At 42.2% G+C, this 26,786-nt stretch carries 20 protein-coding genes and 1 pseudogene; 11 read left to right on the top strand and 10 right to left on the bottom strand.

Annotation, left to right across the window (positions count from 1 at the left end):
- The first annotated feature begins 114 nt into the window (after positions 1 to 114).
- From FLM53_RS01755 to FLM53_RS01745, 3 genes are all read left to right on the top strand, one after another.
- Positions 115 to 1,713, top strand: a complete 1,599-nt coding sequence (locus FLM53_RS01755) for a BCCT family transporter (RefSeq protein WP_176680968.1) — start codon at positions 115 to 117, stop codon at positions 1,711 to 1,713.
- A gap of 272 nt (positions 1,714 to 1,985) precedes the next feature.
- Positions 1,986 to 3,557: a BCCT family transporter gene (locus FLM53_RS01750; protein WP_176680969.1), complete on the top strand. Its 1,572-nt coding sequence runs from the start codon at positions 1,986 to 1,988 to the stop codon at positions 3,555 to 3,557.
- 334 nt (positions 3,558 to 3,891) lie between these two features.
- Positions 3,892 to 5,775: a methyl-accepting chemotaxis protein gene (locus tag FLM53_RS01745; RefSeq protein ID WP_176680970.1), complete on the top strand. Its 1,884-nt coding sequence runs from the start codon at positions 3,892 to 3,894 to the stop codon at positions 5,773 to 5,775.
- A 100-nt stretch (positions 5,776 to 5,875) separates the two neighbouring features.
- On the opposite strand, the gene FLM53_RS01740 is transcribed toward FLM53_RS01745, so the two are convergent.
- Both FLM53_RS01740 and FLM53_RS01735 read right to left on the bottom strand, forming a co-directional pair.
- Positions 5,876 to 6,505 (bottom strand): redoxin family protein, encoded by a 630-nt coding sequence (locus tag FLM53_RS01740; protein ID WP_176680971.1) that lies wholly within the window; start codon positions 6,503 to 6,505, stop codon positions 5,876 to 5,878.
- A gap of 179 nt (positions 6,506 to 6,684) precedes the next feature.
- Positions 6,685 to 7,539 carry a winged helix-turn-helix domain-containing protein gene (locus FLM53_RS01735; RefSeq protein WP_176680972.1) on the bottom strand — a complete coding sequence of 285 codons (855 nt, stop codon included), beginning with the start codon at positions 7,537 to 7,539 and terminating at the stop codon, positions 6,685 to 6,687.
- 250 nt (positions 7,540 to 7,789) lie between these two features.
- Between FLM53_RS01735 and FLM53_RS01730 the strand changes: the two genes are divergently transcribed.
- The 5 genes from FLM53_RS01730 (at position 7,790) to FLM53_RS01710 (ending at position 11,102) form a co-directional block, all read left to right on the top strand.
- The gene (locus tag FLM53_RS01730; RefSeq protein WP_176680973.1) at positions 7,790 to 8,071 is read left to right on the top strand and encodes a hypothetical protein; all 282 of its coding nucleotides are present in this window, start codon (positions 7,790 to 7,792) and stop codon (positions 8,069 to 8,071) included.
- 19 nt (positions 8,072 to 8,090) lie between these two features.
- Complete coding sequence (locus FLM53_RS01725) at positions 8,091 to 8,945, top strand: EAL domain-containing protein (protein WP_176680974.1); 855 nt, start codon at positions 8,091 to 8,093, stop codon at positions 8,943 to 8,945.
- Positions 8,946 to 8,948: 3 nt separating this feature from the next.
- Entirely contained in the window at positions 8,949 to 9,449 is a 501-nt protein-coding gene (locus tag FLM53_RS01720) for a hypothetical protein (RefSeq protein ID WP_176680975.1), read from the top strand.
- Positions 9,440 to 10,360 carry a hypothetical protein gene (locus FLM53_RS01715; protein ID WP_176680976.1) on the top strand — a complete coding sequence of 307 codons (921 nt, stop codon included), beginning with the start codon at positions 9,440 to 9,442 and terminating at the stop codon, positions 10,358 to 10,360. Before FLM53_RS01720 ends, FLM53_RS01715 begins: the two co-directional genes overlap by 10 nt.
- Positions 10,361 to 10,673: 313 nt before the next feature.
- The gene (locus tag FLM53_RS01710; RefSeq protein WP_176680977.1) at positions 10,674 to 11,102 is read left to right on the top strand and encodes a hypothetical protein; all 429 of its coding nucleotides are present in this window, start codon (positions 10,674 to 10,676) and stop codon (positions 11,100 to 11,102) included.
- Between the two features lie 357 nt (positions 11,103 to 11,459).
- Here the strand turns inward: FLM53_RS01710 and FLM53_RS01705 are convergent, their stop codons facing one another.
- From FLM53_RS01705 to trxB, 5 genes are all read right to left on the bottom strand, one after another.
- On the bottom strand, positions 11,460 to 11,816 hold the full coding sequence (locus FLM53_RS01705; protein WP_176680978.1) for a hypothetical protein: 357 nt from the start codon (positions 11,814 to 11,816) through the stop codon (positions 11,460 to 11,462).
- Between the two features lie 111 nt (positions 11,817 to 11,927).
- Entirely contained in the window at positions 11,928 to 12,503 is a 576-nt protein-coding gene (locus FLM53_RS01700; protein WP_176680979.1) for a nucleoside 2-deoxyribosyltransferase, read from the bottom strand.
- A 344-nt stretch (positions 12,504 to 12,847) separates the two neighbouring features.
- Positions 12,848 to 14,569 (bottom strand): cysteine/glutathione ABC transporter ATP-binding protein/permease CydC, encoded by a 1,722-nt coding sequence (gene cydC, locus FLM53_RS01695; protein ID WP_176680980.1) that lies wholly within the window; start codon positions 14,567 to 14,569, stop codon positions 12,848 to 12,850.
- Positions 14,562 to 16,346, bottom strand: coding sequence for a cysteine/glutathione ABC transporter permease/ATP-binding protein CydD (gene cydD / locus FLM53_RS01690; RefSeq protein ID WP_176680981.1), 1,785 nt, complete (start codon positions 16,344 to 16,346; stop codon positions 14,562 to 14,564). Before cydD ends, cydC begins: the two co-directional genes overlap by 8 nt.
- A 161-nt stretch (positions 16,347 to 16,507) precedes the next feature.
- Positions 16,508 to 17,467, bottom strand: a complete 960-nt coding sequence (trxB, locus tag FLM53_RS01685; protein WP_004733400.1) for a thioredoxin-disulfide reductase — start codon at positions 17,465 to 17,467, stop codon at positions 16,508 to 16,510.
- A 158-nt stretch (positions 17,468 to 17,625) separates the two neighbouring features.
- Here trxB and FLM53_RS01680 point away from each other — a divergent pair.
- Positions 17,626 to 17,818: pseudogene (locus tag FLM53_RS01680) on the top strand (hypothetical protein); the annotation flags it as partial.
- Between the two features lie 106 nt (positions 17,819 to 17,924).
- Here the strand turns inward: FLM53_RS01680 and FLM53_RS01675 are convergent.
- Genes FLM53_RS01675 through FLM53_RS01665 form a run of 3 tightly spaced genes read right to left on the bottom strand, consistent with a single transcriptional unit; the run spans position 17,925 to position 23,699 of the window.
- Positions 17,925 to 20,126, bottom strand: coding sequence for a DEAD/DEAH box helicase (locus FLM53_RS01675; protein ID WP_123284460.1), 2,202 nt, complete (start codon positions 20,124 to 20,126; stop codon positions 17,925 to 17,927).
- Positions 20,123 to 21,427 (bottom strand): ATP-binding protein, encoded by a 1,305-nt coding sequence (locus FLM53_RS01670; protein WP_218644173.1) that lies wholly within the window; start codon positions 21,425 to 21,427, stop codon positions 20,123 to 20,125. The genes FLM53_RS01675 and FLM53_RS01670 overlap by 4 nt, the downstream gene beginning before the upstream one ends.
- Before the next feature lie 4 nt (positions 21,428 to 21,431).
- Positions 21,432 to 23,699, bottom strand: a complete 2,268-nt coding sequence (locus FLM53_RS01665) for a TerB N-terminal domain-containing protein (protein WP_176680983.1) — start codon at positions 23,697 to 23,699, stop codon at positions 21,432 to 21,434.
- A gap of 1,138 nt (positions 23,700 to 24,837) precedes the next feature.
- On the opposite strand from FLM53_RS01665, the gene FLM53_RS01660 reads away from it, so the two are divergent.
- Both FLM53_RS01660 and FLM53_RS01655 read left to right on the top strand, forming a co-directional pair.
- Positions 24,838 to 25,494, top strand: a complete 657-nt coding sequence (locus FLM53_RS01660) for a 2OG-Fe dioxygenase family protein (RefSeq protein ID WP_029405418.1) — start codon at positions 24,838 to 24,840, stop codon at positions 25,492 to 25,494.
- Entirely contained in the window at positions 25,478 to 26,713 is a 1,236-nt protein-coding gene (locus FLM53_RS01655; protein WP_176680984.1) for a cysteine desulfurase-like protein, read from the top strand. The genes FLM53_RS01660 and FLM53_RS01655 overlap by 17 nt, the downstream gene beginning before the upstream one ends.
- The last annotated feature ends 73 nt before the right edge of the window (positions 26,714 to 26,786 follow it).

Below are 26,786 nucleotides of genomic sequence, written 5' to 3'. Positions count from 1 at the left end.
CCTCCTTTATGGAGGTTTTTTTAGTATTTTTGCGACAGGTTGATATTCTTCTTTTCGAAATTTAAGCGCCGAATGCAATGTTGCAAACTGTGCGCTGCAAATTAGAGAGGAAGCATGGAGCCTGTAAAAGATAGGTATAGTATTGAAAATACCGATTATACAGTAGGACAAGATAACGTTCAGAAATGGGGTTTTGATGTTCATAACCCAGTATTTGGAATCAGTGCAGGGGCGATCATTATCTTCCTGATTGCACTTCTAGTCGCAGATCCGGAAACCGCAAAAGCGGCTCTTGATGGAATAAAATGGAAAGTCATTGGTAACTTCGATGGTTTCTTCATGTGGGCAGCCAACATCTTTGTTATTTTCTGTTTTGCCCTCATTGTCTCCCCGTATGGCAAGATACGTATTGGTGGCAATGATGCCAAAGCAGAGCACTCCAACCTATCTTGGATGTCGATGTTATTCGCCGCGGGAATGGGTATTGGTTTGATGTTCTGGGGTGTGGCTGAGCCAGTGGCTTATTTCACGGGCTGGTATGAAACGCCTTTAGGTGTTGAAGCTTACTCGCCAGAAGCGGCTAAGTTGGCACTGGGTGCAACCATCTACAACTGGGGTTTACACGGCTGGTCTATCTACGCGGTTGTTGCTCTAGCTCTTGCCTTTTTCACTTTCAATAAAGGTCTGCCTCTTTCAATTCGCTCGATTTTCTATCCTATCTTGGGTGACAGAACTTGGGGTTGGTTTGGTCATATCGTTGATATCGTGGCAGTACTGGCAACCTTGTTCGGCCTTGCGACATCGTTAGGTTTGGGTGCGCAACAAGCAACCAGTGGTATTAACCATGTATTCGGTACCGATGGTGGTATTGGCATGCAGTTGATTGTTATCGCAGTGGTCACTTTTTTAGCAACAATGTCAGTGGTTCGTGGCATCAACGGTGGTGTAAAGGTTCTAAGTAACGTCAACATGTTGGTGGCTTTGGGTCTGCTTATCTTCGTAACCATTGCGGGTGGCATGGCGGGCATTAAAGCCATCCCAACAGCACTGATGGGTTACATTGATAACTTTATTCCTCTAAGTAATCCACATGGCCGTGACGATGAAACTTGGATGCAAGGTTGGACGGTATTCTACTGGGCATGGTGGATGTCTTGGTCTCCGTTCGTAGGTATGTTCATCGCTCGTATCTCTAAAGGTCGTACGATCCGTGAATTCATCGTGGCTGTACTGTTCATCCCGACCACTGTGATCATCATCTGGATGGCTATTTTCGGTGGCATCGCGATTGATCAAGTGGCGAACAAGGTGGGTGAGATTGGCATGAATGGCCTGCAAGATATTACCCTTTCTCTGTTCCATACTTACGATGCCTTGCCGATGAGTTCTGTGCTTTCTGTGGTATCGATTGGTTTGATCATGGTGTTCTTTATCACCTCATCAGATTCTGGCTCACTTGTTATCGATAGCATCACCTCGGGCGGTAAAGTCGATGCGCCAGTGCCACAACGTGTATTTTGGGCGTTGATGGGCGGTGCAATTGCTGCGGTTCTATTGTGGGTTGGTGGTACGGAATCTATCCAAGCACTGCAAGCCGGAACCGTCTCTATGGCGCTGCCATTTGCATTCATATTATTGCTTATGTGCCTAAGCTTATTGCTTGGTTTACGAACCGAAAATCAATTGGTTAATCAGCAAAGTGCTTTGAGCTGAAAGTATTATTGAAACAATGGTCGACTCGTTCGACCTTTTTTTCGCCAGTAATTTGAGTAATTACGTGAATATTGGATGAAAACCCATCGAACCGATTCAGGTTTACTGAAAACAATAAGTTAACCTGCTAAACTTCAGACATCCAAGTATTTGAATTATTGTGACAGCACGCTTGTTCTGCTTGGATCGTAGGTTCAAGTTTGTGATTAGGTCACAGGTAAGTAAGGGATACTCGGTCATCAGACCCTATTAGTATTCCGTAGAGAGGGATAATGACTAAAGGTATAGATAAATACAGTATCGACAGTACCGATTACACTGTTGGTCAGGACAATGTTCAAAAATGGGGTTTTGATGTTCATAACCCAGTATTTGGCATAAGTGCAGGTTTAATTACTCTGTTTTTGATTGGTGTTCTGGTTACTGATACTGCATCCGCAAAGGCGGCACTGGATGGCGTTAAAGGTCAAATCATCAATTCATTTGATTGGCTGTTCATCTGGTCAGGCAACATTTTCGTACTCTTCTGCTTAGGCTTGATTGTTTCTCCGTTCGGTAAAATCCGCCTTGGTGGTGTTGATGCAACGGCAGATTACTCTTTCATGTCTTGGCTATCGATGCTGTTTGCAGCAGGTATGGGTATCGGCCTAATGTTCTGGAGTGTGGCAGAGCCAGCGGCTTACTACACGGGTTGGTTTGAAACGCCACTTGGCGTAGAGCCAAATACACCAGAAGCAGCAAAACTGGCACTCGGTGCAACTATGTATCACTGGGGTCTTCACCCTTGGGCTATTTATGGTGTTGTAGCGCTTTCACTGGCTTTCTTCTCTTACAACAAGGGATTACCGCTTTCGATTCGTTCTATCTTCTACCCAATTTTAGGTGATAGAGCGTGGGGCTGGGCTGGTCACATCGTTGATATTCTTGCCGTTCTTGCAACTCTGTTTGGTTTGGCGACGTCGCTAGGCTTAGGTGCGCAGCAAGCCGCGAGTGGTATTCAACACGTATTCGGTCTTGAAGCTGGTTTAGGGCTGCAAGTTATCGTTATTACTGTAGTGACATTGCTGGCGGTCGTTTCGGTACTTCGTGGTATTGACGGCGGCGTTAAGGTTATCAGTAACATCAACATGTTGGTGGCTTTCCTACTGCTTATCTTGGTTGCACTGATCGGCTACGCAGTAACGCTAGGTTCAATCCCAACAACATTGATGGCATACATCGAGAACATCATTCCACTGAGTAACCCCCATGGTCGTGAAGACCAAGCTTGGTTGCACGGTTGGACGGTATTCTACTGGGCTTGGTGGATTTCATGGTCACCATTCGTAGGTATGTTCATCGCTCGTGTATCTAAAGGTCGTACGGTTCGTGAATTCATCACAGCGGTTCTGATCGTTCCAACTACTGTCACTATCATTTGGATGTCAGTATTTGGCGGCATGGCGATTGACCAAATCGTGAATAACGTTGGTATCCTTGGTCAAGAAGGTTTGACTGATGTATCACTAGCGATGTTCCAAATGTTTGATGCTCTACCGTTTGGTACGCTGCTATCAATCATTGCGGTTGTATTGGTTCTAGTATTCTTCATTACATCGTCTGACTCAGGCTCTCTTGTTATCGACAGCATCACTGCTGGTGGTAAAGTGGATACGCCAGTGCCTCAACGTGTGTTCTGGGCGTTCCTTGAAGGTGCGATCGCTGTAGCTCTATTGTGGGTTGGCGGTACAGAAGCAGTACAAGCTCTGCAAGCGGGTGCTATCTCGACAGCCTTGCCGTTCACCATCATTCTATTGTTGATGTGTGTAAGCTTGCTAATGGGTATGCGTACAGAGAAACGCTAGCTCATAAAGCTCGATTCGACCGTGTTGAATATGCGGTCGAACGACAGATAATAAGAAGGCAGGTGAGGAGACTCACCTGCCTTTTTTGCATTTATTTTCTATCTAGATTTTATACCTATTTCCACACCTATTTTACCGTATTAGATCTGACATATTTCCTAATAACCATACACATAATAGCGCCTTGAATTTGGCGACATGACAACTAATTGGCATATGCTAAGGTTATGGTTTACATAAAAATATATTCCATTATTAAATTGTGAAATCGCTCGAATTTAATACTGATATTGGGTAGTATGCGCGGGATTTCCCACCACTCGTGAACTTTGACATGAAACTAACACTAAAACAGAAGTTAATAGGTGCTAGCCTATCTGCTGTTGTCGTTATGGCTACAGCGTTGACTTGGTTATCAGCAAACCAGTTATTTGAACAGACTCGTAATGGCGTCTACCTACGAGCTGAAAGCGTATCAGAAGCAGCATCTGAAGGTATTAAGAACTGGATTGATATTCGTACGGATATCGCTTCAGCATTCAATGACTTTTCACGAGAGCATGATGTTGTTCCTTTCCTTAAGCAAGCTCGTGTAGCGGGTGGCTTTGACGATATCTTTTTAGGTACTCCAGAAGGCGGAATGTACCGTTCACATCCTGAACGTAACCGTGCAGGTTACGATCCTCGTCAACGTCCTTGGTACCAAGAAGCAAACGCTGCAGGTAAGCAAATCATTACTACGGCTTACCAAGATGCGATCACGAAAGCACTTCTAGTAACGATTGCAGAACCGGTTCGTTACAATGGTCAATTGGTTGGTGTAGTGGGTGCAGACGTACTTATCGACCAACTCGTTAACGACGTTATCAGCCTAGATGTGGGTGACAACGCTTACGCAATGCTAATTGATGCGTCTGACGGCACGTTCCTAGCGCACCCAGATTCAGCTCTAAGCTTGAAGCCAGTAAGCCAGCTTTCAAACGACATCTCTATGCCTATCATCGAGAACGCAGTGCGTACTGGTAGCATCGAGATCATTAAAGAGCGCGGCGCTGAGAAGCTGCTTTACTTCACGCAAGTACCAAACACTAACTGGATCTTCGCGGTTCAGATGGACCGTGCGACTGAAGAAGCAAACCACTCAACATTGCTTACTCAGCTGATCATGACCGCTGTTGTGATTACGCTTATCGTGATCGTATTGGTTTCTTGGTTAGTGAGCTTCCTATTCCGCGACCTAAACCGTGTTTCTGCTGCACTTGAAGAGATTGCATCAGGTGAAGGTGACCTTACTCAACGTCTTGAGCCTAAGAGCGATGACGAGATTGGTCAGCTTGCACAAAACTTCAACCGTTTCGTGGGCAACATGCACACTATGGTTATCAAGCTAAGCGAAGTGTCTGCTGCATTGGGCAACCAAGCGCGCCAAACAGCTTCTCAAGCGGAAGAACGTAGTGCTCGCATCCAGATGCAACAAGACGAAATCAACATGGTAGCGACAGCTGTTAACGAAATGGCTGCGGCAACACAAGAAATCGCAGGTAACGCTGACCACACAGCTCAGAACTCATCTGAAGCGGTTGGTGCGTGTGAGCACGGTACTGGTCAAGTGACACAGACTCAAAGCTCAATCCAAAACCTTGCTCAAGAAGTTCAAATCGCAACAAACGTGATTCTAGAACTTGAAGAGCACGGTAATAGCATCAACGCTATCCTGTCGAACATTCAAGGTATCGCTGAACAAACTAACCTACTTGCACTTAACGCGGCGATTGAAGCAGCACGTGCGGGTGAGCAAGGTCGTGGTTTCGCGGTTGTTGCTGATGAAGTTCGTGTTCTGAGCCAACGTACACACGGTTCAACTCAAGAAATTCAACAGACGATCGAATTGCTGCAAGGCACGACAGGTAAAGCGGTTAACATCATGAATGATAGCCGTACGCTTGCTGAAACCAGTGTTGATGACGCTAACTCAGCAGCAGCGAGCCTAACGCAAATTCATGCAGCTGTTGAACGCATCAGCGACATGGCAACACAGATCGCTTCTGCTGCAGAAGAGCAAGCGTCTGTAACGTCTGAGATTACTCGTAACACTGAAGGAATCCGCGACGTGTCTAACGAGCTAGCTGACGAAGCACACCAAGCTGCAGAGCAAGCTGCTCAACTGTCTGAACTGTCTCACGAGCTAGAAAGCGAAATCAGCCGCTTCAAGCTGTAAGCGCTAATTCGTAAATTTAAAAGCCGAATGTGATTGTCACATTCGGCTTTTTTGTGCCTGTTATGCTTATAGTAATTGCACAGAGGCCTTGATTATTGAGTTAGAAGTACTCTTTCGCGACTTCAACAGCCTTGTTCAGATCTGGAATCATCGTCAGCTCCGGAACACGTTGAATATGAACAATTTTGTTGTTTTTGTCGACAACGAAAGTGCTACGAGCTAGTAAGCCTAGCTCGTTGATTTGCGTACCTGACTCAAATCCAAATGCGTGGTCTTTTGCATCTGAAAGCAAAGTTAATTTGTCGGTAATACTTTTCTCTTTCTTGAATCGATCTAGAGCGAACGTTGTGTCTGCGCTCAAACCAATAAATTCAATATTCTTGGTGAGTTCAGGGTTTGCTTCGACGAAGTTCGAAAGATCTTGTGCCTGTTGGTTACATACCGGCGTATCAACAGACGCCAGCACGCTAAAAATACGAACTTTGTCCGTTTTCGCTGTGGTGTCGTATGGTTGATTTTGGTTCGTCATCAAGGTAACCGAAGGCAAGTAGTCTCCCACAGACAGGCTGTTGCCAACAAGGTTGAAAGTCGTCTCATAGTATAAAGTCAGCGTATTGTCTTTGCCTGTTGGGGCTGTATCGCTTGTGGTTAAGTAGTCCGCAGCATTAACCGTTGTTGCCATTGTCGTTGTAAGCAATAGTGCAGCTAGCGTGATTAGCGTTTTTTTCATGTTTAGTCTCTTGAATTTGTTTATTTAAGCTCTGTGTTCAAGCTGAGCGCACTCTAACTGAGTTATTCAGGTTTTGTTCAAACAAATAGATAACGAAAATTACACCAATTGATGTAATACGCTAATGACAATCGAATTAACGTGCCAATACAATGGATGACGCACTATTGACTTATTTGTTAAAAAGAAAGTTTACATAAACTGAGTATCTTGGAGATCTGTATTATTCTCACTTCTGAATTGTCATTTCTTACTTTGTAAGAGTGTAAGTAATTATGAGCTTTATTTTTGTAGATGATTGAGAAGTCTGTTTCGAAGACGCCATCATCATTTTTAGTTACTGTGATATCAATATGGCGCGCTTTACAATTTTTGTACGAGTTTAATCGTATTATCCCTTCAATATTCTCAAGATCTAATACACCCGTATGATCTACAAGGTTGTATGAGATACTTTCGGTAGACACCAGGCGCTGATTCATGTTCTTGTTAATGTTATTTGTGTTATAGCAACCCCTTATTAAAGATAAGGACGTAATTGCTAGCATCAACATCATTAATTTTTTCAGATAAACCAGTTTATCATTACTTTTTGTAGGGAGTTCTTTGCCTTTTTCTTTTTTCAGAGGTGGGAATAATTCAACGTCGACATCTTCTTCAGATTCTGTAACCTCTGTACTTAAAGCATTAATAGTACCCACTGGTACTTCGACCGTTACATTCTCTAGTAGGTATCCGGCTTTGCTTACTGTCGTCAGTTTTATGCTGTTTATCCCAATGGTATTAAGTGCTTTTCTTAGTGTGCTTATTGTATTCGTTAATGACTGATCGGATACAACAGCTCCATTCCAGCATTCATTAAAGAGTTCATCCTTACTAATACAGTGGCCATTGTGGTAATGAAGATAAAGTAAGACACGAAAAGGTTTTGGCCTTAGTTTGATTAAGGTTTTATTTTCCATGTTCATGACCGAGCGATCACTTAGGTTGATATGTAACTCGTCATTAATTACTAGTGAATTATTATCATTCATTCTATTTCTCAAAAATTAATTATTTTCTTTTTATTACGCTAACCCATTTGTTGTCGATTCTATTTTTTTTTATGGCTTTGGCTATCTAAAATCAAGTTCGTTTGAAAAATGTGTGGCATGTAGGTTTAGTGTGTTTTTCGTTACTTTTATGTGATGAGATTTATAAATTTGGTGCGTATTATTGGGACGTACTTCACGGATAGGAGTTGAATTGTTAGAGGGATAATCAACAAAGCTTGTGGGAGTTTGGATGAGAACCATTTCTAAAAAATGTGTAGTGCAGTTACATGATTACATTGAGGAATATCGGCAGGTGGCTTGTGTAGAGTCTAAAGAACTTGATGCCATTAGCTTGTTGATTCGCTTATTGGCTTTACAGAGCAAACAAATCACGAAGAGCGATCGAGAAACATTAGTATCTCATATCAATGACTTAATTAGCGCTGAATTGGTGTTTGTGCAGCGTATGGAATTAGAAGAAGCAGAAACAATATTAGTAGCTTCTATGAAGATATTGTTGGACAAAAACTAATACAGTTGGGAATTATTCTATGGTCGAGTGGAACACAGATAACAGTCGATATGAAATGACAGTTCTTGGGTTTAAAGTTCACAGTGTATTTCAGTCGATAAGCCGAAGCGATAAAACAGTCTTTGGATATGAAGCGCTTTGCCGTATTGAAATGCAAGGTGAACGCGTCAACATCAAGCGATTTTTTAAGATTCTAGAAGGTTTTGGTGAAAAGGCAGAATTTAGATTTAAGTTTTATCTGAACATTATGCATCTACGTAATTTTAGAAATTCAAACATTTATAGTAGAGACGTTAAGTTGTTCCTAAATTTAACGCCATGCTTTTTTAAATACTTTTCGGTAGGTGACGACCTTGCCAAGTTGTATCTCCCATTGATTAAAGAAGAAAATGTCGATTTAAAACAGATTGTAGTAGAGATTGTAGAAGACTATTGCCCAATATCAGATATCGAAAGTCTTCATAAAGGTACGGAATATCTCAAGAGTATTGGAATATCTTTTGCCCTAGATGATTTTGGTACTGGGTGGTCAGGGTATAGCCGAATGGCTGTTGTACAACCAAACTACATAAAAGTAAGTAGAGACATGTTGGTTGAGTTTGGTATGAATCAACCACAAGAAGATAATTTACTGGCAGAGCTAAATGCAATTACAAGCTTACAAGGAATAACCGTTATTTTCGAAGGAATTGAAAATATTGAAAACTATAACGTGGCTGAACAGTATGGTGCTGATTTTTTCCAAGGCTATTATTTGGATATACCAAAAACGTACCCAGTCACTATAGCAAAAAAAGATATACCTAAGCCAGTTAACAAATTCCAACTAAATTCATATTTAGACAATATGTCTATAATTTCAACTAGGGTATAATAAATGAAAAGTAAAACTAGCCATATGATTTTTATAACAACAGCACTAATTTCGTGTAATACATATTCAGCTGTTGCTCTATTGAATGATCAAAGTACCAGCGGAGATTTAACCTTTACTACAACGATTCCTGAAGTATGTGGCTTTAAAAGTGGAAGTCAAACAACAACCACGAGTAACCAAATAAAGTTCACAGATACTACCGTTGACGATGCGACAAAGCATTTAGTACTTTTTCCATATACCAATAAAGGTTCAGGGACACTCAAATATAAACTGAACGTTACGGCAACAACTTTGAAAAATCAAAGTGACAACTCCGTATTAGCACTTGCAAAAATAAAGCTATACAACAAGGCCGGCACTGAGATTACGCAAAACGTAGAACAAGATACGACAAATAATGGGAAAATCGAGTTCTCAACCACAGTCGATGCGAATTATTCTGATATTGCAGCAGGGGATCATTCGATAACTGCTGTAGCAACTTTGACATGCACCTAAGCTCAATTTTCTCTTCTAATATGTCGCGTATATTAGCAATTGCATTGGTGTGGATTTTACTAACGGGCACCACCAATGCTTCTAATGACATGCAGTGCATAGATAAAACAACAAGGGATTTATCCTCTAAGCACCAAGTGAAAATCAGATTGTGCTACGCAGCTAGGGGAGTGCTAGAGAATAAGCGAAGTTGGAATAAACCTAATCCTAATAGAGATGATTTTAGCACTGGGGTTCCGATCAAAGTTACAAATCTATCTAACGTTAAAGTGGAATTAGAGCTAAAACTGTTAAGTATTTGGAGTAATGCCATCGCTTATCAGGTATCAGCTAACGGTCAATTACCTAGTGGAGCAGAGAAATTTAGGCTTAATACTTATTATCGAAGCCGGTTTAGTTTGAAAGGTGAAGAGTCTAAGACTTTTGTCGTCAGATTATTTCAAAATAATTCTCAGATCCATACGAGTGATTTACTTGTGTACCTTAATAATACTAGTTTAGCTCAGTTAGTCTTTAGAGATTCTAATCGCAAAAATTATTGCAGCTTAATAGTTTATGATAAGCGTGGAGAAATTAGTCTTGATGGCTTATCACATAACGATCCAGCAAGGTTCACAGTAAATAGTTTTGGTCGCGGTTATTTCATTTCTTTAGATGTTGATTCACTTACCGTTAATAATCGAAAGGTGAGCGCAGATACTTGGTCTAAAGTACTTAATTCTCAAAGCCTATTTGTACTTAAAGCTGGAGGAGGTTATCTGGATGCGCAATTGGCACACAACGAGTTATATCCGTTAAGGAAACGTCGGAGGCTCGACGCTGAGGTGTATGCCAACTTTAACAATGTACCAAGGTCACAGCTCGGTAGTGGTAAATTAGAAATGGGGGTTACGATAACATGTCAAAAATAGCTCAATACTCAATATTGTTAGTTTGTATGTGTTCTTTTAATACGCTTGCTCACTTTCAAGGCCCGATGACTGTTAAAAAAATTGTTTACAGTGAGAACACATCAATTGATATAACGGTAGGCAATGACTCTTCGTTCGACCAGTATTTCCAAATTTATGTCGATGGCGTTGTTTCAGGAGATAAATTTCTAATTAGAAGCTCGAAACAGAAAGTAAAATCAATCATTTTTCCTGTAGAGAGAGATAGAAAAGAAACATTTGAAGTTTGCAGCGTTTCTTTGCCAACCTCAAAAGTGAAAATACGGACTCGTATATGCACATCAGTAAAATTATTGTATCCATACTCTCGCTTACAATTACAAAGCTAGCTTTTGCCTCGTTTTACATACCAAGTGCTAATGTTCCAACAGGATACGATAGAATATCTACAGCAGACGGTACTACTTGTGAAGCGAGCATTACGCCAGAAATGTATTTGCAAACGGGTATGTACACAACGGTAACAGACGATAAATACGACACTCAAAGTTCTGAACAGTATAAATCGATCAATAACCGAACCGATAGCGACGATAGCGGTGTTTACGTTCAATTGGTGATACCGCTTGGTAAGAAGCAAGAACGTTTAAACTGTAACCGATTGTATGATTTAGAAATTAAGCGGTTAAAAGCGGAGCTAAATAAACTCAAGATAGAGGCTCAGCTTAAAGATGTGTGGGAGGACCCAATTTACAATAATTAAGATACAACGTCACTTGGCTTACTCTTCCTACCCACGCATCATTTAGTTATAAGCGCTTATTTAGCGCTCTCTCCACTTTCTAGAATAATGTTACTCATAAGATTGGTTGTCCATTTAAGTGATATTTGGAATACGCTGATTTTCGGAGTAAGAGCTAAGATAGAGCGTGTGGTGAGTTCTGAGATACAAGCAATTTTTAGATTTCCCTTAACTGAACTGCCTTTGCTTTTAGTTCACTAACCTCTCGTGTGGGAGGTTAGCTTTTTAGCCCGTGAAATCGATAGGGTCGAGTGTTATTTGAATGATTTTGAACAGAATAGTTTAGGAGGGGAGGGCTATCAGTATTCCAATCGATGATTACAGTTCGCTTTCTGAATTACCTTCTGAATTGCGTTCTTTGATTAACTGAATCAATTGGCTTTTGCTATACGTGCAATAGGCATGGAGAAATCTCTCAACCTCTTCAAGGCCAGCCTGATTCACTCTGCATGATAGGTACTCTTCATTCTGATCAACGCCTAGCTTGATGTTGTACAGCTGGTGTTCTCTATCTACAAAAAGACAAGTCCCTTCACTGGTACAGATGCTAACACCTGCGTCTTCGTTTGAGTTAATCGAATACCATAAATCATCGAAGGATGCTTTGATTGCATCATAGTCTTTGCGCTCCGCTACTTCGTCTCTGGTCAGAGACATCATGCAAGTCTCGCTCATATTTCTTCCTTATCGTTAATATCTTATCGTTAGTACCTTATCGCTAATAGAAATCCTCCCAACATTGTGAGGATGCCGGGAGAATCATAGTCAGTCTACTAGGGTTGCAGTTTATGCTGCCTTAACGTCACTTTTTAGCTGTTCGAGGCAACGGATAAACGCACGCAGGTTACGGTATACATCCGTTTGGTCATAAAACATGGTGACGTTTTCTAGTTCGATTGGGCCTGACACTGCATTATCGAGCATTAGGTTGTCTACTAAACCAAAGTTTTCTAGCGTCATGCCGATGCCATCTACATAGGTTTGGTCGTCTACTTGTTTTGCGTTTGGCAATTGGTCTAGGTTTCGTTTTAAGAAAAGATCTGAATTGTTGCTGTAGGCAAGTACTGTTTTACCTAGCGCTTTACCAAAGCCCATCTCATAGGCTGTGCCCACATCGCAGCTTGCGCCTCTGAAAGGGGTCATGTTGGCAATCACCACATCACAGCTTTCAATTAACTCTTCATTAGCACGGCCAATCTTCAAGCCATTTTGCTGCGGGCTAGGTTCATTCAACTCTAGAATATTGTCGAGCGGGAAAATACCCTCGAAGCCATAAGCTTCACAAATCTTCTTCTTTTGGTCGCCGATAGAGACGGCGTCACTTAAAAATACTTCTGGTCCTGCTAGATAAATACGTTTCAACGTTTAACTCCTGATTAGCAACAGTGCCGGTGTTTGTGCTGATATTTTTATCTATTGGATTGTTTAAGTAATAACCGAAAGTACACGGTTTGATAATGTGTGATTTTGGTGTGTTTTTAGCTTTATGGTTTAAAAAGTAACGTATTCGCTTAGCCTTGCTTAAGTTTATGATTTGAATATTGCTTTGGGGTTATTTTGAGTTCAATGACGCGTGAGTGTCGGGTAAGTCTAGTGAGAAGATACAATGCTCGAGAGCTAACAAGATCGATAGATACAAAAAGCCCGAGCATGAACTCGGGCTTTAAATGGTTTTTTTTATAGCTTAGATAGAATCTATGAAGGCGCTAGATTGCCTGACGAAGTTGGAAATAACGTCCTTCTTCGTTCAGTAGTGTCTCGTGAGAACCGTTTTCTACAATCTCGCCTTGTTCAATCAGAACGATAGAATCCATTGATTCCAGACCGATCAAACGGTGCGTAATGAAGATAACCGTCTTGCCTTCAAAGTGCTTCTCAAACAGTGCCATGATGCTCTGCTCAGTTTGCTTATCTAAGCCTTCTGTAGGCTCATCAAGAAGCAGGATAGGGGCATCATGAAGGATTGCACGTGCAATACCAATACGGCGCTTCTCACCACCAGACAGTTGACGACCACCGTCACCTAACCAGCTATCAAGTGCAGTATTCTCAAGCAGCTTTTCTAGGCCAACGTCTTTAAGGATGTTCGCTAGGTGATCATCATTGGCATCTGGTTTTGCAATCAGCAAGTTGTCGCGCAACGTGCCGTTTAAGATGTCGACACGTTGGCTTACCACACTGATAGATTCACGCAGTTGTGATTCGTTCCATTGTGTCAGCTCAATACCCGCGATAGAGATGTAACCCTTTTTCGGATCCCAGTAGCGAGTTAGAAGCTGAATCAGTGTCGATTTACCAGAACCCGTTTGACCCACAATCGCAACCTTATTCGTAGCCGGAATCGTTAGGTCGACAGCGTTCAGAACACTGCGCTCAGAGTCAGGGTAGTTGAACGTCACGTTTGAGAACGTAATATCAAGCGGCTTGTTGATGTCTAGCTTCTCGTCAGCGAACTGAACTTCAGGCTCTGACAGAATAACTTCGTTCAAACGACGAGCAGAAGACAGAGTTTGACCTAAATGCTGGAACGCGCCTGCGATTGGCATTAATAGCTCGAAGCTTGCCATAGTTGCGAATGCCATTAGCGCGATGAACGGGTCTGGAGCATTGCCGCCAACACCATCAGCTGCAAGCCAAAGCATAAGAACCAGCGTTAAACCGTTGAACAGCATGAGCGCTGCTGAAGCCATACCTGTTAGGTTAGCGTTCACAAACTGATTCGCCATCAGCTTGTGTTGCGTCTCTAGAATCGCATTACGGTAACGCTCTTCCGCACCGAACAGAGTCAGTTCGCTGTAGCCTTCAATCCAATCTAGAGTGGTAACACGAAGATCTGCTTTGTTCTGTGTTAGCTCACCGCCGTTACGCTTACCTAGCTTGTAGAACAAGACAGGCCAAACTAGCAGCATGATCAGAAGGATAGAACCTAAGATTAAACCAAGCGAGCTATCGAACCACATCAAGAACAGAGTCAGGAAGAAAATCCCGAACACACCAACCGTCACTGGGCTTACTAAGCGCAAGTAAACGTGGTCCATTGCGTCGACATCCGCAACCAAGCGGTTAAGCAGGTCGGCGTCACGAAGGTTTGAAATACGACCTGGGATCAGCGGAGCCAGCTTCTTGAAGAAGAAGATACGCAGATCAGTCAGAAGCTTGAATGTCGCATTGTGGCTCACAACACGTTCACCCCAACGACCCGCAGTACGGCTCATTGCCAAACCACGTACACCGCCACCCGGCAGCATGTAGTTGAAGGTTTCACGCGCAATCGTCAGGCCAGCAACCGCAGAAGCTGAAATGAACCAACCCGATAGTGTTAACAAGCCGATAGAAGCCGATAGAGTAGCAAAGGCCAATAGCATGCCTAGCGATAGGCCAAACCAATGCTTTTTATAGAGTTTCAGGTAAGGCAGTAAATCACGCATCTAAATTACCCTTATTGTCTTGTTGAGCTAAGTTCGCGTTTAGCATCTCTTCGAATAAACCACCCGCAGTCGAGAGCTGAGAGTAATGACCTTGTTCCACAAGACCACCATCGCGCATAACCAGAATGTTATCGACCGATTGAAGAGGAGCAAGTTGGTGCGTCACAAGCAGGGCAGTGCGACTTTCGATGTTGCTGTTGATGCCTTTCATCACGAGCTGCTCACTGCGAGTATCTAGGCTGGCAGTCGGTTCATCAAGCAACCAGAATTGGCCGTCTTGAATCATTGCACGAGCCAAGGCCAAACGCTGAGATTGACCAACAGATAGGCCACCTGAACGGTCAGAGATCATGTAATCCAAGCCGTGCTCGTTTACAAATTCGTTAGCAAAAGATTGCTCAAGTGCGTTTTGAACAGTTTGGTCAGTGATATCTTGCTTACCCAGAGTGACGTTGTCACGAATGCTGCCGTGAAGCAACAATGGGTTTTGACCAACCCAGCTGATCGTCTTGCGCCAAGATACCAAGTCTAAATTACGCAGTTCAATGCCATTGATTTTCAAGCTTCCTTCATAAGGCATGAAACCAAGAATAGCGTTGATCAAACTCGTTTTACCCGCACCACTTGGGCCAACTAACGCAGTCGACTGTCGAGTGTTAAGCGCGAACGAGATAGGACCAACCAATTGAACACCTTCAGGACTTAATACTTTGAGATCTTGAGCTTCAATATTGATGCCTTGAGCCGGATCGAGTTGAGTGTCGCCTGATTTAACCTTAGTGATGTCGGTTTCTAGGAACTCGACAATACTTTCGGCTGCGCCAACCGCTTGTTGCTTCGCGTGGTAGAACGTACCTAAGTCGCGTAGAGGTTGGTAAAACTCAGGAGCCAAGATAAGGATAAACAAACCAGCGAATAGAGTAATACCAACGCCGTAGTGACCGAAGTTAAGCTCGCCGATGTAAGTAAAACCAAAGTAAACCGCCGTCATCGCAATAGAGATAGACGTGAAGAACTCAAGCACAGCAGAAGACAAGAAAGCGATCTTCAATACATCCATGGTGCGCGTTCTGAACACCTCTGATGCACCTTTCAATACTTCGGTTTCAGCGCTAGTACGGTCGAAAAGACGAATTGTTGTCATGGATTGCAAACGGTCGTAAAAGTGACCTGAAAGACGCTGAAGCGCTTTGAAGTTTTTACGGTTTGCATCGGCCGCTTTCATACCTACAAGTGCCATGAACATCGGTACCAGTGGCGCAGTCAGCAAGAAGATAAGGCCAGCTGCCCAGTTTACTGGGAACACCACGACCAAAATAATGAACGGAATCATTACCGACAAAGACATCTGAGGTAAGTAACGAGAGAAGAAGTCTTGCATGTCTTCGACTTGTTCTAGCAACAAGGTTGCCCACGTACCTGCAGGCTTACCTTTGATGTACGCAGGGCCTAGTTCGCGTAACTTATCGAGAATGAGCTGCCTAATGTAAACACGGATCTGTTCACCACAGCGATAACCTGCGATTTCACGACCCCATGTACAGCCCGCACGGCCAACGACCGAAAGTGCCAAGCCAGCAAAATGACCAACCAGTTCAGACTTATCGACATTCTCGATGATCAGCTGGTGAAGAATAGAGGCGAGAAGAGCTGCTTGAGCAATTAAAAACACGCTTGAAAGTACGCCAAGGCTAATCGCAATCATAAGCCAGCGTTTCGCTAACTTACTCTGTTGCTTAAGCCACTTGTTCAAGCTGCGTTGTTTTTTCTTATCCATTATGAAGGCTTAATGATAATTATTATTTGTTGAGGGCGGCTAGTATACAAAAGAAAGCCCAGTGGATATACCACTGGGCTTTAGGGATTTACAACAAAATGTGATGACGCCCTGCATCTACTGAGGCGAGAGCACCGATAATCAAATCTGCAATCTCAGATTTACTTATCGTTAAGGCCATCTAGGAAGCGTTCAGCATCCAGTGCAGCCATACAACCTGTACCAGCAGAAGTGATTGCTTGGCGGTAGTTGTGGTCCATTACATCACCCGCAGCGAATACGCCTGGGATGCTTGTTTGTGTCGCGTTACCTTCAAGACCTGACTGAACGATGATGTAGTCATCTTTCATATCTACTTGGCCTTTGAAGATTTCAGTGTTCGGTTGGTGACCGATAGCAATGAACGCGCCCATTACTTCGATATCTTCTGTTTTGTCAGACTGAGTATCTTTAATACGAACGCCAGTTACGCCCATGTCGTCGCCTAGAACTTCGTCTAGTGTGCGGTCAGTGTGAAGAACAATGTTGCCGTTCTCTACTTTGTCCATTAAACGCTTCACTAGGATCTTTTCAGCGCGGAACGTGTCACGACGGTGAACTAGGTGAACTTCAGACGCGATGTTAGATAGGTAAAGTGCTTCTTCAACAGCCGTGTTACCACCACCCACAACCGCTACTTTCTGGTTGCGGTAGAAGAAACCATCACACGTTGCACAAGCAGAAACGCCGCGGCCTTTGAATGCTTCTTCAGAATCTAAACCTAGGTACTTAGCTGATGCGCCTGTTGAGATGATCAACGCATCACACGTGTACTCGCCAGAATCGCCTTTAAGACGGAAAGGGCGGTTTGAAAGGTCGACTTCGTTAATGTGGTCGAACAGGATCTCTGTTTCAAAGCGCTCTGCGTGCTCTTTCATGCGATCCATTAGAGCTGGACCCGTTAAACCTTCAGCATCACCCGGCCAGTTTTCCACTTCTGTTGTTGTTGTAAGCTGACCACCTTGCTGCATACCCGTAACAAGTACTGGGTTTAGGTTTGCACGAGCAGCGTAAACTGCAGCTGTATAGCCAGCAGGGCCAGAACCAAGAATCAATAAATTACAGTGCTTTACGTCGCTCATGAGGACTCCGAAATTGAATTTGTTTTTATTTATAATCGCTTAGGATTGTATGGAAAATATGGAGGCAATAAAAGTGTAAACAAGGGCTGAAGTGTAATTAATCGTTATAGTTTAGAACTTAATCGAGACAAACGTTTTCGTGGCTGGAAGAACAGTGAAAGCCATTGCTGGCAGCTTGTTAACAAAGAAGTGAGTTTTCACGATGCGTTCCACCGTTCAGACAAGCTTTATCTAGCGACTATCTATACAAACGAAGTAGGGAAGCCCCTGCTAAACACAACGAACAAGCACTTAGTAAACCTACCGCCCGTTGATTTTGAAATCGACCTTGAAGAAGCTTGTATGTTGTAGTGAGTGCAAGACGTTCCCATTCTTAAGCTCACAATTGGACAAAAAAGCGTTATGGAAAATTAAATATAATGTTTGTACTTACAAACTTTTGTTCACGTAATCAGATTTACTCAACCACCACATTTTTGAGCCAAAGCCTTGCCTTTTCTATATTAAAAGCGGCTGCACCAAAGTTTAATGCGAGAATATCTTCAGGAAGGTACTCATCAAATTTATCTGTGCATTTATCACGTACAGAGTTAGCTAATGATTGTTCTGTTGGTAATGAATCTAGCAAAATTTGTTTAAGTGATGCTTCTATACTTTCTTCTTTCGCATCTTCAACTATCAACACACCAGCAAAATTTCCAACTTCGTAGCCTAAATTAATAAGCAGCGCCGCAATCGTATTTACTACTTTGTCACCCATCCATGTAAAAATACATGTTGATTTTCCAACTTGCAGGATCGACTTTTTTGCTAACCCTGCTGCGTTAAAATATTCAATACTTTCTGTGAATAACTCTTTTGCGGTAGCGTCAACAAAATCAACTTTTTGATTGTCTATCGAGATTCGATAGTCGCCATCCAATAAAATATTGAACATTTCCTTTCTGATTTCATCATGAATGATTAAACCGCTACCTCCAAATTTAGGAGCTTGACCACCGCGAGCGTACTCTACACTAATAACTTTTTTGTCTGGGTCTACATCTAAAACCTTCCATCGTTTTCCTCCAAAGACTATGTGCTGTCCTGTCATAATTAAAGAATCTACTGGTAATGAACCAAGTGTTTTATCACCGTTAACAACTCGATATTCTTCTGGTGTTTTAAATACAGCAAAAAAGGAATAATGACTAACTAAACGTTCTCCAGTTAAGCCCAGAGATAACTCACCACTCTCTAGTTGCGTGATCAGGTCTTGCTGGCCCATGTGTATCAAAAGCGTTTTAAACTGGTTCGCATTGATCTTTTGAAACACGCCATTTTTACACAATAACGTAAACAACTGATCTGCTCTGACGCCGCCCCATTGGGCTACAACAGACAGTATTTGGTGGAGAAGCGTTGAGAAATGATATTTATCCGTATCCGCAGGCTCATACCATTTATTTCTAATTAAAAGTCTTATCATGGCAAGTGACTGGATAAGCTGTAATCTTAATTTGCTCACAACATCAGAGTTTTGGTCAAGCTCATCTTCTGTGATTAACATCCTTAAAACAGATGGACCTCCTCGCCTTCCAGAGCGCCCCATTCTCTGTCGCAAGCTCGACACTGAGTGAGGGGAAGTAACTTGGATTACTGAGTTAACCTTACCAATATCAATTCCGAGTTCTAAAGTCATGGTGCAGATTGCAGTGGTAGGTAATTGCTCGTTCTGTAGTCTTCTCTCTAGATCCTCTCGCAATTCTTTTGCAAGTGATCCGTGGTGAGGGAAAAATTCATTCGGTACGACCGCTTCATCACAGAAATCAGTCAGAGTCGCAGCTAAGCTTTCTGTTCGCTTTCTGCTGTTAGCAAATACAAGATGACTGTCTCCTCTACAAAATTTGAATAGATCTCGACACACCTGGGTTTCCGCACTTTCTGGCCCCTTTTCCGATATCTCTTTTGGTTCGACATATGCTTTAACTTGCACTTTTAAGGACGTCGTTGATTGAGAATCCCTAATAATTCGACAGGGTAACGACTGATTTGGACGTAAAAGTACCGGTACATTTTCTATATTACCCAGCGTTGCACTTAATGCCGTTCTCGGGATTGGTGATTCTAATCGACCTAACAAGTGCTCCAATCGATGGAGTAATGACACAAGGTGATGACCTCGTTCTGTCCCCAAAAAAGCATGGAATTCGTCGATAACGATATGATCTAATTTAGAAAACGCTTCCCTTACCCATCCTGCGTCTCTTATTAACATTGACTCTAACGACTCAGGTGTGATTAAAACAATACCAGCTGGCGACTTCTTAAGCCTATTTTTTCGTCCTTTGGAGCTATCGCCGTGCCAAGGGGTAACAGTTACGTCTGTAAGATCTGCAAGACTTTCTAAGCGGCGATCCTGATCATTAATAAGCGCCTTCAAAGGACTGATATATAAAATGTTGACACCAGTTTTCCCTCCGCTGAGCATCTTGCTTATTGCAGGTAAGAAAAAGGCCTCTGTTTTACCTGCAGCTGTAGAAGCACTAATCAAAACATCTGCATTTCCAGCTAAAATTGGGGCTATAGCCTTGCACTGAATCTCACGAAGGCTGTACCAACCTTGATTAAAGATCCATTTTTGAATTCGACGATCCAGCTTTGTGTGCGCGTCTATCATAATTTGAAGTCGGTCAGCTCATGTTCCTCAACACTATCAAATAACTCTAAATCCGATGGTTGTTCCTTGGTGATGGAGATTGACTTAATTAATTGATCCCACTGTATCGATGGGTTCTGGTCTATGACTGCTAGCATATCCAAAAATGCCTTAATCGTATTTCGAGGTGTACGAAAATAGGCATTTCCTATAGTTTTACTGCAATGCTCTAAGAAGGATATCAAAGAATCATCTGGAACTAAGTAATTGGTTTCATCTCCTGATGCGTAAACATGTCGCAAATTTTTCAATAAAATATATAGCTCTTCCGGAGTCAAGCTTGCCAAGTGTAAAGCGGGTGACGAATAATCAATAACCCCTGCTTGTTTAGCAAAGCTATTCTCAGCCAAGCGCGAGTGTAGGGCCTCATAACTATAGAGCCCTTTTCGTGGGTCCAATAGAAACTCGGGTGTTCCACCTAATAAAAACCCCAAGTTTTCCGCAGACCCTTGCAAGCAATCATTTAGAATTCGTAAGAGCTGCTCATAGTTTGAAGTTCGAGCTTGAGTGCTATTTAACTTATACAAATTAACCATTTCATCTAGGTTTACTAGCAATCCTTGGTAGCCCGCTTGACGGACAAACATACTTGTTAATTTAAGCGCGTCATAGAAAGATGAATCAGAGATGATAGACCGTACACCTAAATCTTTTCTGGCTTCTGTTTTGGTCGAATATTCTGCTCTAAGCCACTTAATAGCATTGATTTTTAAATCTTCGCGGTCATTTTCATAACCATTCCAGTATGCTTCAATCACTTTTGCGAAATCATATCCACCAACAAGCTCCGTTAGCGATGCAAGCTTTTCATGGATAACGGAATTGATAGTGAGTCCTTCTTTCTCAGCAGTCTTCCTAGCTTCGGTAATAAACTTTTCAACAACACTGGTTAGTGCATTTCCATCGGGTTTGTTTCGGGTGGACATGTTTCTCATTAACTCTGAATACAGATTCCTTGCTTGCCCCGACGACGCATGAATGCGTCTATCCGGTGATAAATCTGCATGCACACTAACCATCTTTCTTTCTAAAGCAATCGCTCTTACAACGCTTAAGAAAAAGGTTTTCCCTGAACCATACTCTCCGATTATCAGTCTAAATGCAGAGCCCCCTTGGGAAACACGGTCAATATCTTGAATGAGAGCTTTTAACTCATTTACTCGCCCTACTTGGATATGCTGAATTCCAACTCGCGGGGTTACACCAGATTTTAGAGATTGAATAATGGAATCTCTTTCTTTTGCTCTAATTTTTTTACCCACGATATTATCCTTTCAATTCATCAACAATTTCTAAATCAATAAAAATGTCATCATCTTGTTCCAAAACGGGAGCGTCTACCATGTCAAAAGACCAGTCATTGATGGTTTCAATAGCCCCATCAATCATTAGCTTATGTTCGGAGAATATAGACTGAGCTTCATTACGCGACCACTGCTCTTTTGTCACCAATATGTTGTACACCGCTTTATGGGCGTCATCCAAACCATCATTATGACCTTGAAATTCAACCTCAATTTTTGGTTCTTCTTCGATGAAGATACTCTCCAACATACTCTTAGCGCTTTTAGTATCGTTTTCATGCATAGCCAATACTGCTTTATCAATACTAAAAGAATTAATATCAGTATTAGTTGATGTGCCGTTTTGCGCTTTATGAACATCGTTTGACGTTAGCTTATGGATATCACTGGATACTTGTGACTTATCTAAACCAATCGCTGCATAAAGCTTTTCTAACTGTCGAACCTCTGATACTTCGACTGAACCGTCGGCTAGAGCTATCGACACAATAATCTTTTTGACGAACTCTATTTCGTCATCTTTCAAGCTTTCCACTCTGGCTTTTAAACCAACCATGTTTACAGGGCTATTTAAACGCCATTTAAGGTAAGCGTGAAGTGATGTTTTTTCACCTGGAGATAGGCTGTCATCACTATCAATAAGACGTTTCAATACTTGCATTTCACTGTCATCAACACGCCCATCGATCGTGGCAACAATTGCACCTAGTCGGAGCGCTGTAGCAACTTGATAGTAAGCTCGACTAGGTTCAAAGAATTTACCGTGTCCAGGTGTAAATAGAACTAAATTACCATCAAGCTTTACATTAGACTGATGGTATCTAAAATCAGGAGCAACACCGACATCAACCTTACTTGCCAGGCTAATAATCAGTTCATTTTCTTTTTTATTGGTTGCTTTTGGCAGAGGCATATCAAGATGCTTCCAAAACTCTTTAACGCTTGTTAGCCCATTATTTTCATTAATCACTGCCATTGACCATGATTTGAACCTTTCAATCACAGGAGACTTAATTTCTGTAACCAGTTCATTTGGAAGCAATAATAACGCAGCTACATCTTGTCTTGATGTATTTGATTTAGCTAAATATCGACTATAAGCATTCAACTGTTCTGTACACTCGTCCGCTATTGGGATCAGCTTTTTGATTGGTCCTTTCAATATACTTGGGTCCGGGAGATCTCCAGCGTCAATCTCACTGACCGGAATGGCATTACTTGCAGCACGGAATGTTAATTTTAGCTTTGTCTTGTTTGGTTTTACGCTGAACCCTTCTGGGAATTTATTGTCAAATTTAAGTTTGAATAATTTCGCAAATTCATCTTCACAGCGACGCGCTGGTGCCTTCAGTGAATACTCACTCGTATCTTTAAGCCACTCCAGTGCAAGCTCTGATTGTAGAGCGACTCCCGATTGCACGTTTTTTGCTAGCCTAAACTTAAACGCTAGTGAATTATTACTTTCTGGTGCTTTTACTCCTGCATCATCGATTACGTTTTTTCTAAGAAAATACATCAACTCAAGTAATCCAGATGAATAGCTTCTAAACGAGCGATTCACACCGTAGATCCCAAGTAATCTAGTAATTTCATTAAAAATGGCTAAAAACTCAACATCACTAACTTTAGTTTCACTAATGTCTTCAATTATTCTTCTTTCAAAGCCATAAAAGTAAATGAATACATAACCGATCGATATATCTTCATTTGTACGATCCGATGCTAACCAATCTAAGTACAGGCCTCGACACTCTTTAGATAGAGTCGCATAGCTTGGCCAATACCCTAGCGAGTCATCTTGATATTCGAAATCACAATCATTCACCTCTGAAGCCGGTCTATCTTTATCAACCAAAGATGGTTCGAGTCCATAACCATTTAACCCATTTAATACTCCCCCAAAGTAAAAGAAACCTTTAGTAATGTTACGACCATTAATTACCAATGCTTCTTTTTCACCTAACCATCGTCCTTCAGAGGTGTTTTTTGAGCGAGTAGGTTCATTCCCAAAGCTTGTATGTATCTCGAATGTTGAAAAATCATCCTCATTACCATCATCAATAGTTGAAACTGAAACTCTGATTTTATTTTGACTTTGATTACGCGGAGTTGATTTACTCATATTAGAAGATCGTGAATTGTTATTGGCAGCTTCTGCATCTGTTTTCTTTCCACCGAATAAAATTTTATATATAAGGTAGATAGCTACCAAACCTATGATCAGTTCCATTTAGTCCACTCATTTTACTGTTAAAGTACTGTCTTTTTTTTGAATGTTTTTATTAACATAACAAGGAATCGTTTTTTTGTTTGTGAAGTATATATTGTGCTTTAACAAATAGCCCTATCTAAATAAAGGTTACTAACGTAAGAAAAAGCAAGCCATATAACTCGTTGGTGAAATGGTGGGGTAAACTCTAGGAATAAGAAATGGTGTATAACGTGTTAGAGAGAAACGCCTAACATTTGTGATCACCCATCTGTTAGGTCGTCGGCTAACTAAACCATCCTAGTTGTTAACAATCAAAGAACCTTCCTAAAAACAAGCGCTATCGCCTTGCCGATGATCTTGAAGTTGCGTCCGTTGTTGTGGTCGATTTCAAAAGCGTCATGCTCTTAGTTGTCAGAAACCACTAGGTAAATTCCTTTCGCAATATTCCACTTCTAGCACTTCACATAAATCACATCATTAATTCGAATTAGGCGGTACGCCGTTTAAAAGTGAGCATTGTCGCTATTCAGTTGTGTTATTGAGCATAACGATAGGTATTTTCGACTGGAGCTTAATGGAGACAACGTCTTCGTGACTGAAAAGAATAGTGAAGCCACTATCTGAAAGGAAGCAAATTGAATTAAGGGCGGCCGAGTTCCCCCCGAACTCGACCTGTTCCAGACGCGCAAGCAAAGGCGTTTGGTTTCTGGCTTAGTCATAAATTAACCAATTTCAGTTTGTTGTGTAAATAATCAATAACTTGGCAATTGATAGGTAGGTCGTATTTCGCTGTGCAAAAGCATAGAAATGAATGATGACGAGTGTGATGCCTGAACTCATGCAAGGAGGCTGGCGTATTGAAGCGAAAGGGCTGACACAATATGAAACATCACTTGCCAGTTAATAATATCGTTAAATTTAAATTTTCAGGGATTTATAACTAGCTAGTGGAGTGTGCTAGTTTTAAGAGTTGGTCATCTTTTATTCTGGTGTTATACACTGCTTTTGAATTTCAGGTTAGATTTAGAGTCTGAATTATTAAATCTGACGGGATAAATGATTGTTTAATGTTGATTTGGCAAGATCTTCAAGTATCCTTTATGTAAGCAAAACGTTAAATATCGAAAGTTAATTAACAATCATTAAGGAGTCGATGATGTTACATGCTCACGAAAATACCCTACATATTACCCACCTCAGTAACCACGCAGTTGAGGAGTTGTCACCGTCATTCTCTAAGCTTCCAAGCACAGAGCATGCGGATGGTCAGTTTCGATTGAGAAGGTACTCGGTGGTTCAATTCAGTAATGGACAAGTCGTAGAGCTAGACAAACATAACTTTGTTCAGTCTGAAGACATTAATCACTTTCAAGGTGACGTTGTTCGCCAATTCGAGCCAATTGAAGCACCAATCTTAAGCAGCGAAGGCATGCAAGAGATGTGTGAACTGTTTATTGAAACCAATGGGCTTGAAGACGGACAAGAAATCGAAATCCACCAAATCCGCATCGCTGCCATTTTTGAAGAGACACAGGTTGCGCCAGAAGGTGTTCACCAAGATGGCTTCGACCACATCGCTTTAATTGGTGTTAACCGTCATAACATTGTGGGTGGCGAGATCATGCTGTACCAAGATTCTCATGAAGCCCCATTCTTTAGAAAAGTGCTTGAAGACGGTGAAGTCGCAATGCTGGCCGACAGCAAGCTTTGGCACAACGCACAACCGATTCGTACCATAGACCACGATGAGATGGGCTATATGGATGTGTTTGTTCTAACGGCTAAGGATGCGCGCAATGTCCTTCACTCTTAATGATGTGCGCCAGCAGTTTAGCGCGCTAGGCCAATACCATAACGGTAAGCCGGTGACTTTTTTTGATGGGCCAGGTGGCTCTCAGGTTCCTGAAAATGTTTTAGCATCCATGACGGAATACCTTGGGCACTTTAATTCAAACCTAGGCGGTCATTACTTTTCTAGCCAAAAGACCACAGGTTTAATGCAGCAAGCGAGAGAAGCGGCGCAAGCGCTACTCAATGCGGAGTCTTCTGGCAATGTTGTGTTCGGTGCGAACATGACCTCGCTGACCTTCCAACTTAGCCGCGCGATCAGCCGCGATTGGAAAGAGGGCGATGAGGTTATCGTCACTGCGTTAGACCATTACTCGAATGTATCAAGCTGGCAGCAAGCGGCCGACGACAAAGGCGCGATTGTTCGCCAAGTTCGTGTAGACGAATCAGATTGCAGCCTAGACATGGCGCACTTCGAGTCTCTATTAAATGAGAAGACCAAGCTTGTTGCTGTGACGTTTGCTTCGAATACGACAGGCTCGATTGTTGATATGGCGAAAGTTATTGAGCTTGCACATCAGCACGGTGCGCAGGTTTATGTTGATGCTGTGCATTATGCGCCACACCACTTGATCGATGTTCAACAACTGAATTGTGATTTCTTAGCGTGCTCAGCTTATAAGTTCTTCGGCCCGCATGTGGGTATTGCTTACATTGCACCTCAATGGCTGCATACGTTAAAGCCTTACAAGGTAGAGCCAGCCACTAACATTGGCCCAGGTCGATTTGAGACAGGAACACAAAGTTTTGAAGGCCTTGCAGGTGTGATTGCGGCGGTGGATTATTTAGCGCAGTTTGGTGAGCCAACAGATTCACTGCGTTCTCGTTTAGAGCAAAGCTACGCGCTTTATAACAAGCATGAAAGCCAACTGAGTGAGTACTTCCTAAAACGCTTGGGCGAGCTGGAAGGAGCGAAACTTTATGGTAAAACGGAGTTTGATTCGAACCTGAGAACGCCAACATTCGCCATCACCTTTGATAATCACTCGCCAGAGTTCATCGCTAAGAAGCTGGGTGAGCATAATATCTGTGTGTGGAACGGACACTTCTACGCGCTAGGTTTGGTGAAGCAGTTGGGTATTGAAGAGCAGGGCGTGGTGCGTATTGGTTGTATGCATTACAACTCGATTGAGGAGATCGACTTGCTGTTCAATGTGCTTGAAGGAATCTTGCGAAGCCATTAGCAGAAGTCATTAGAAAGAAGTCACTAGCACTTAATAGCTATAGAATTAGAAAAGAGCATACTTCTCTCAAGAG

This window comes from Vibrio sp. Scap24, assembly GCF_013394185.1.
GTDB lineage: Bacteria > Pseudomonadota > Gammaproteobacteria > Enterobacterales > Vibrionaceae > Vibrio > Vibrio pomeroyi.
The sequence above is the reverse complement of the archived record's forward strand: the minus strand, read 5'-3'. Positions and strand labels throughout refer to the sequence as shown.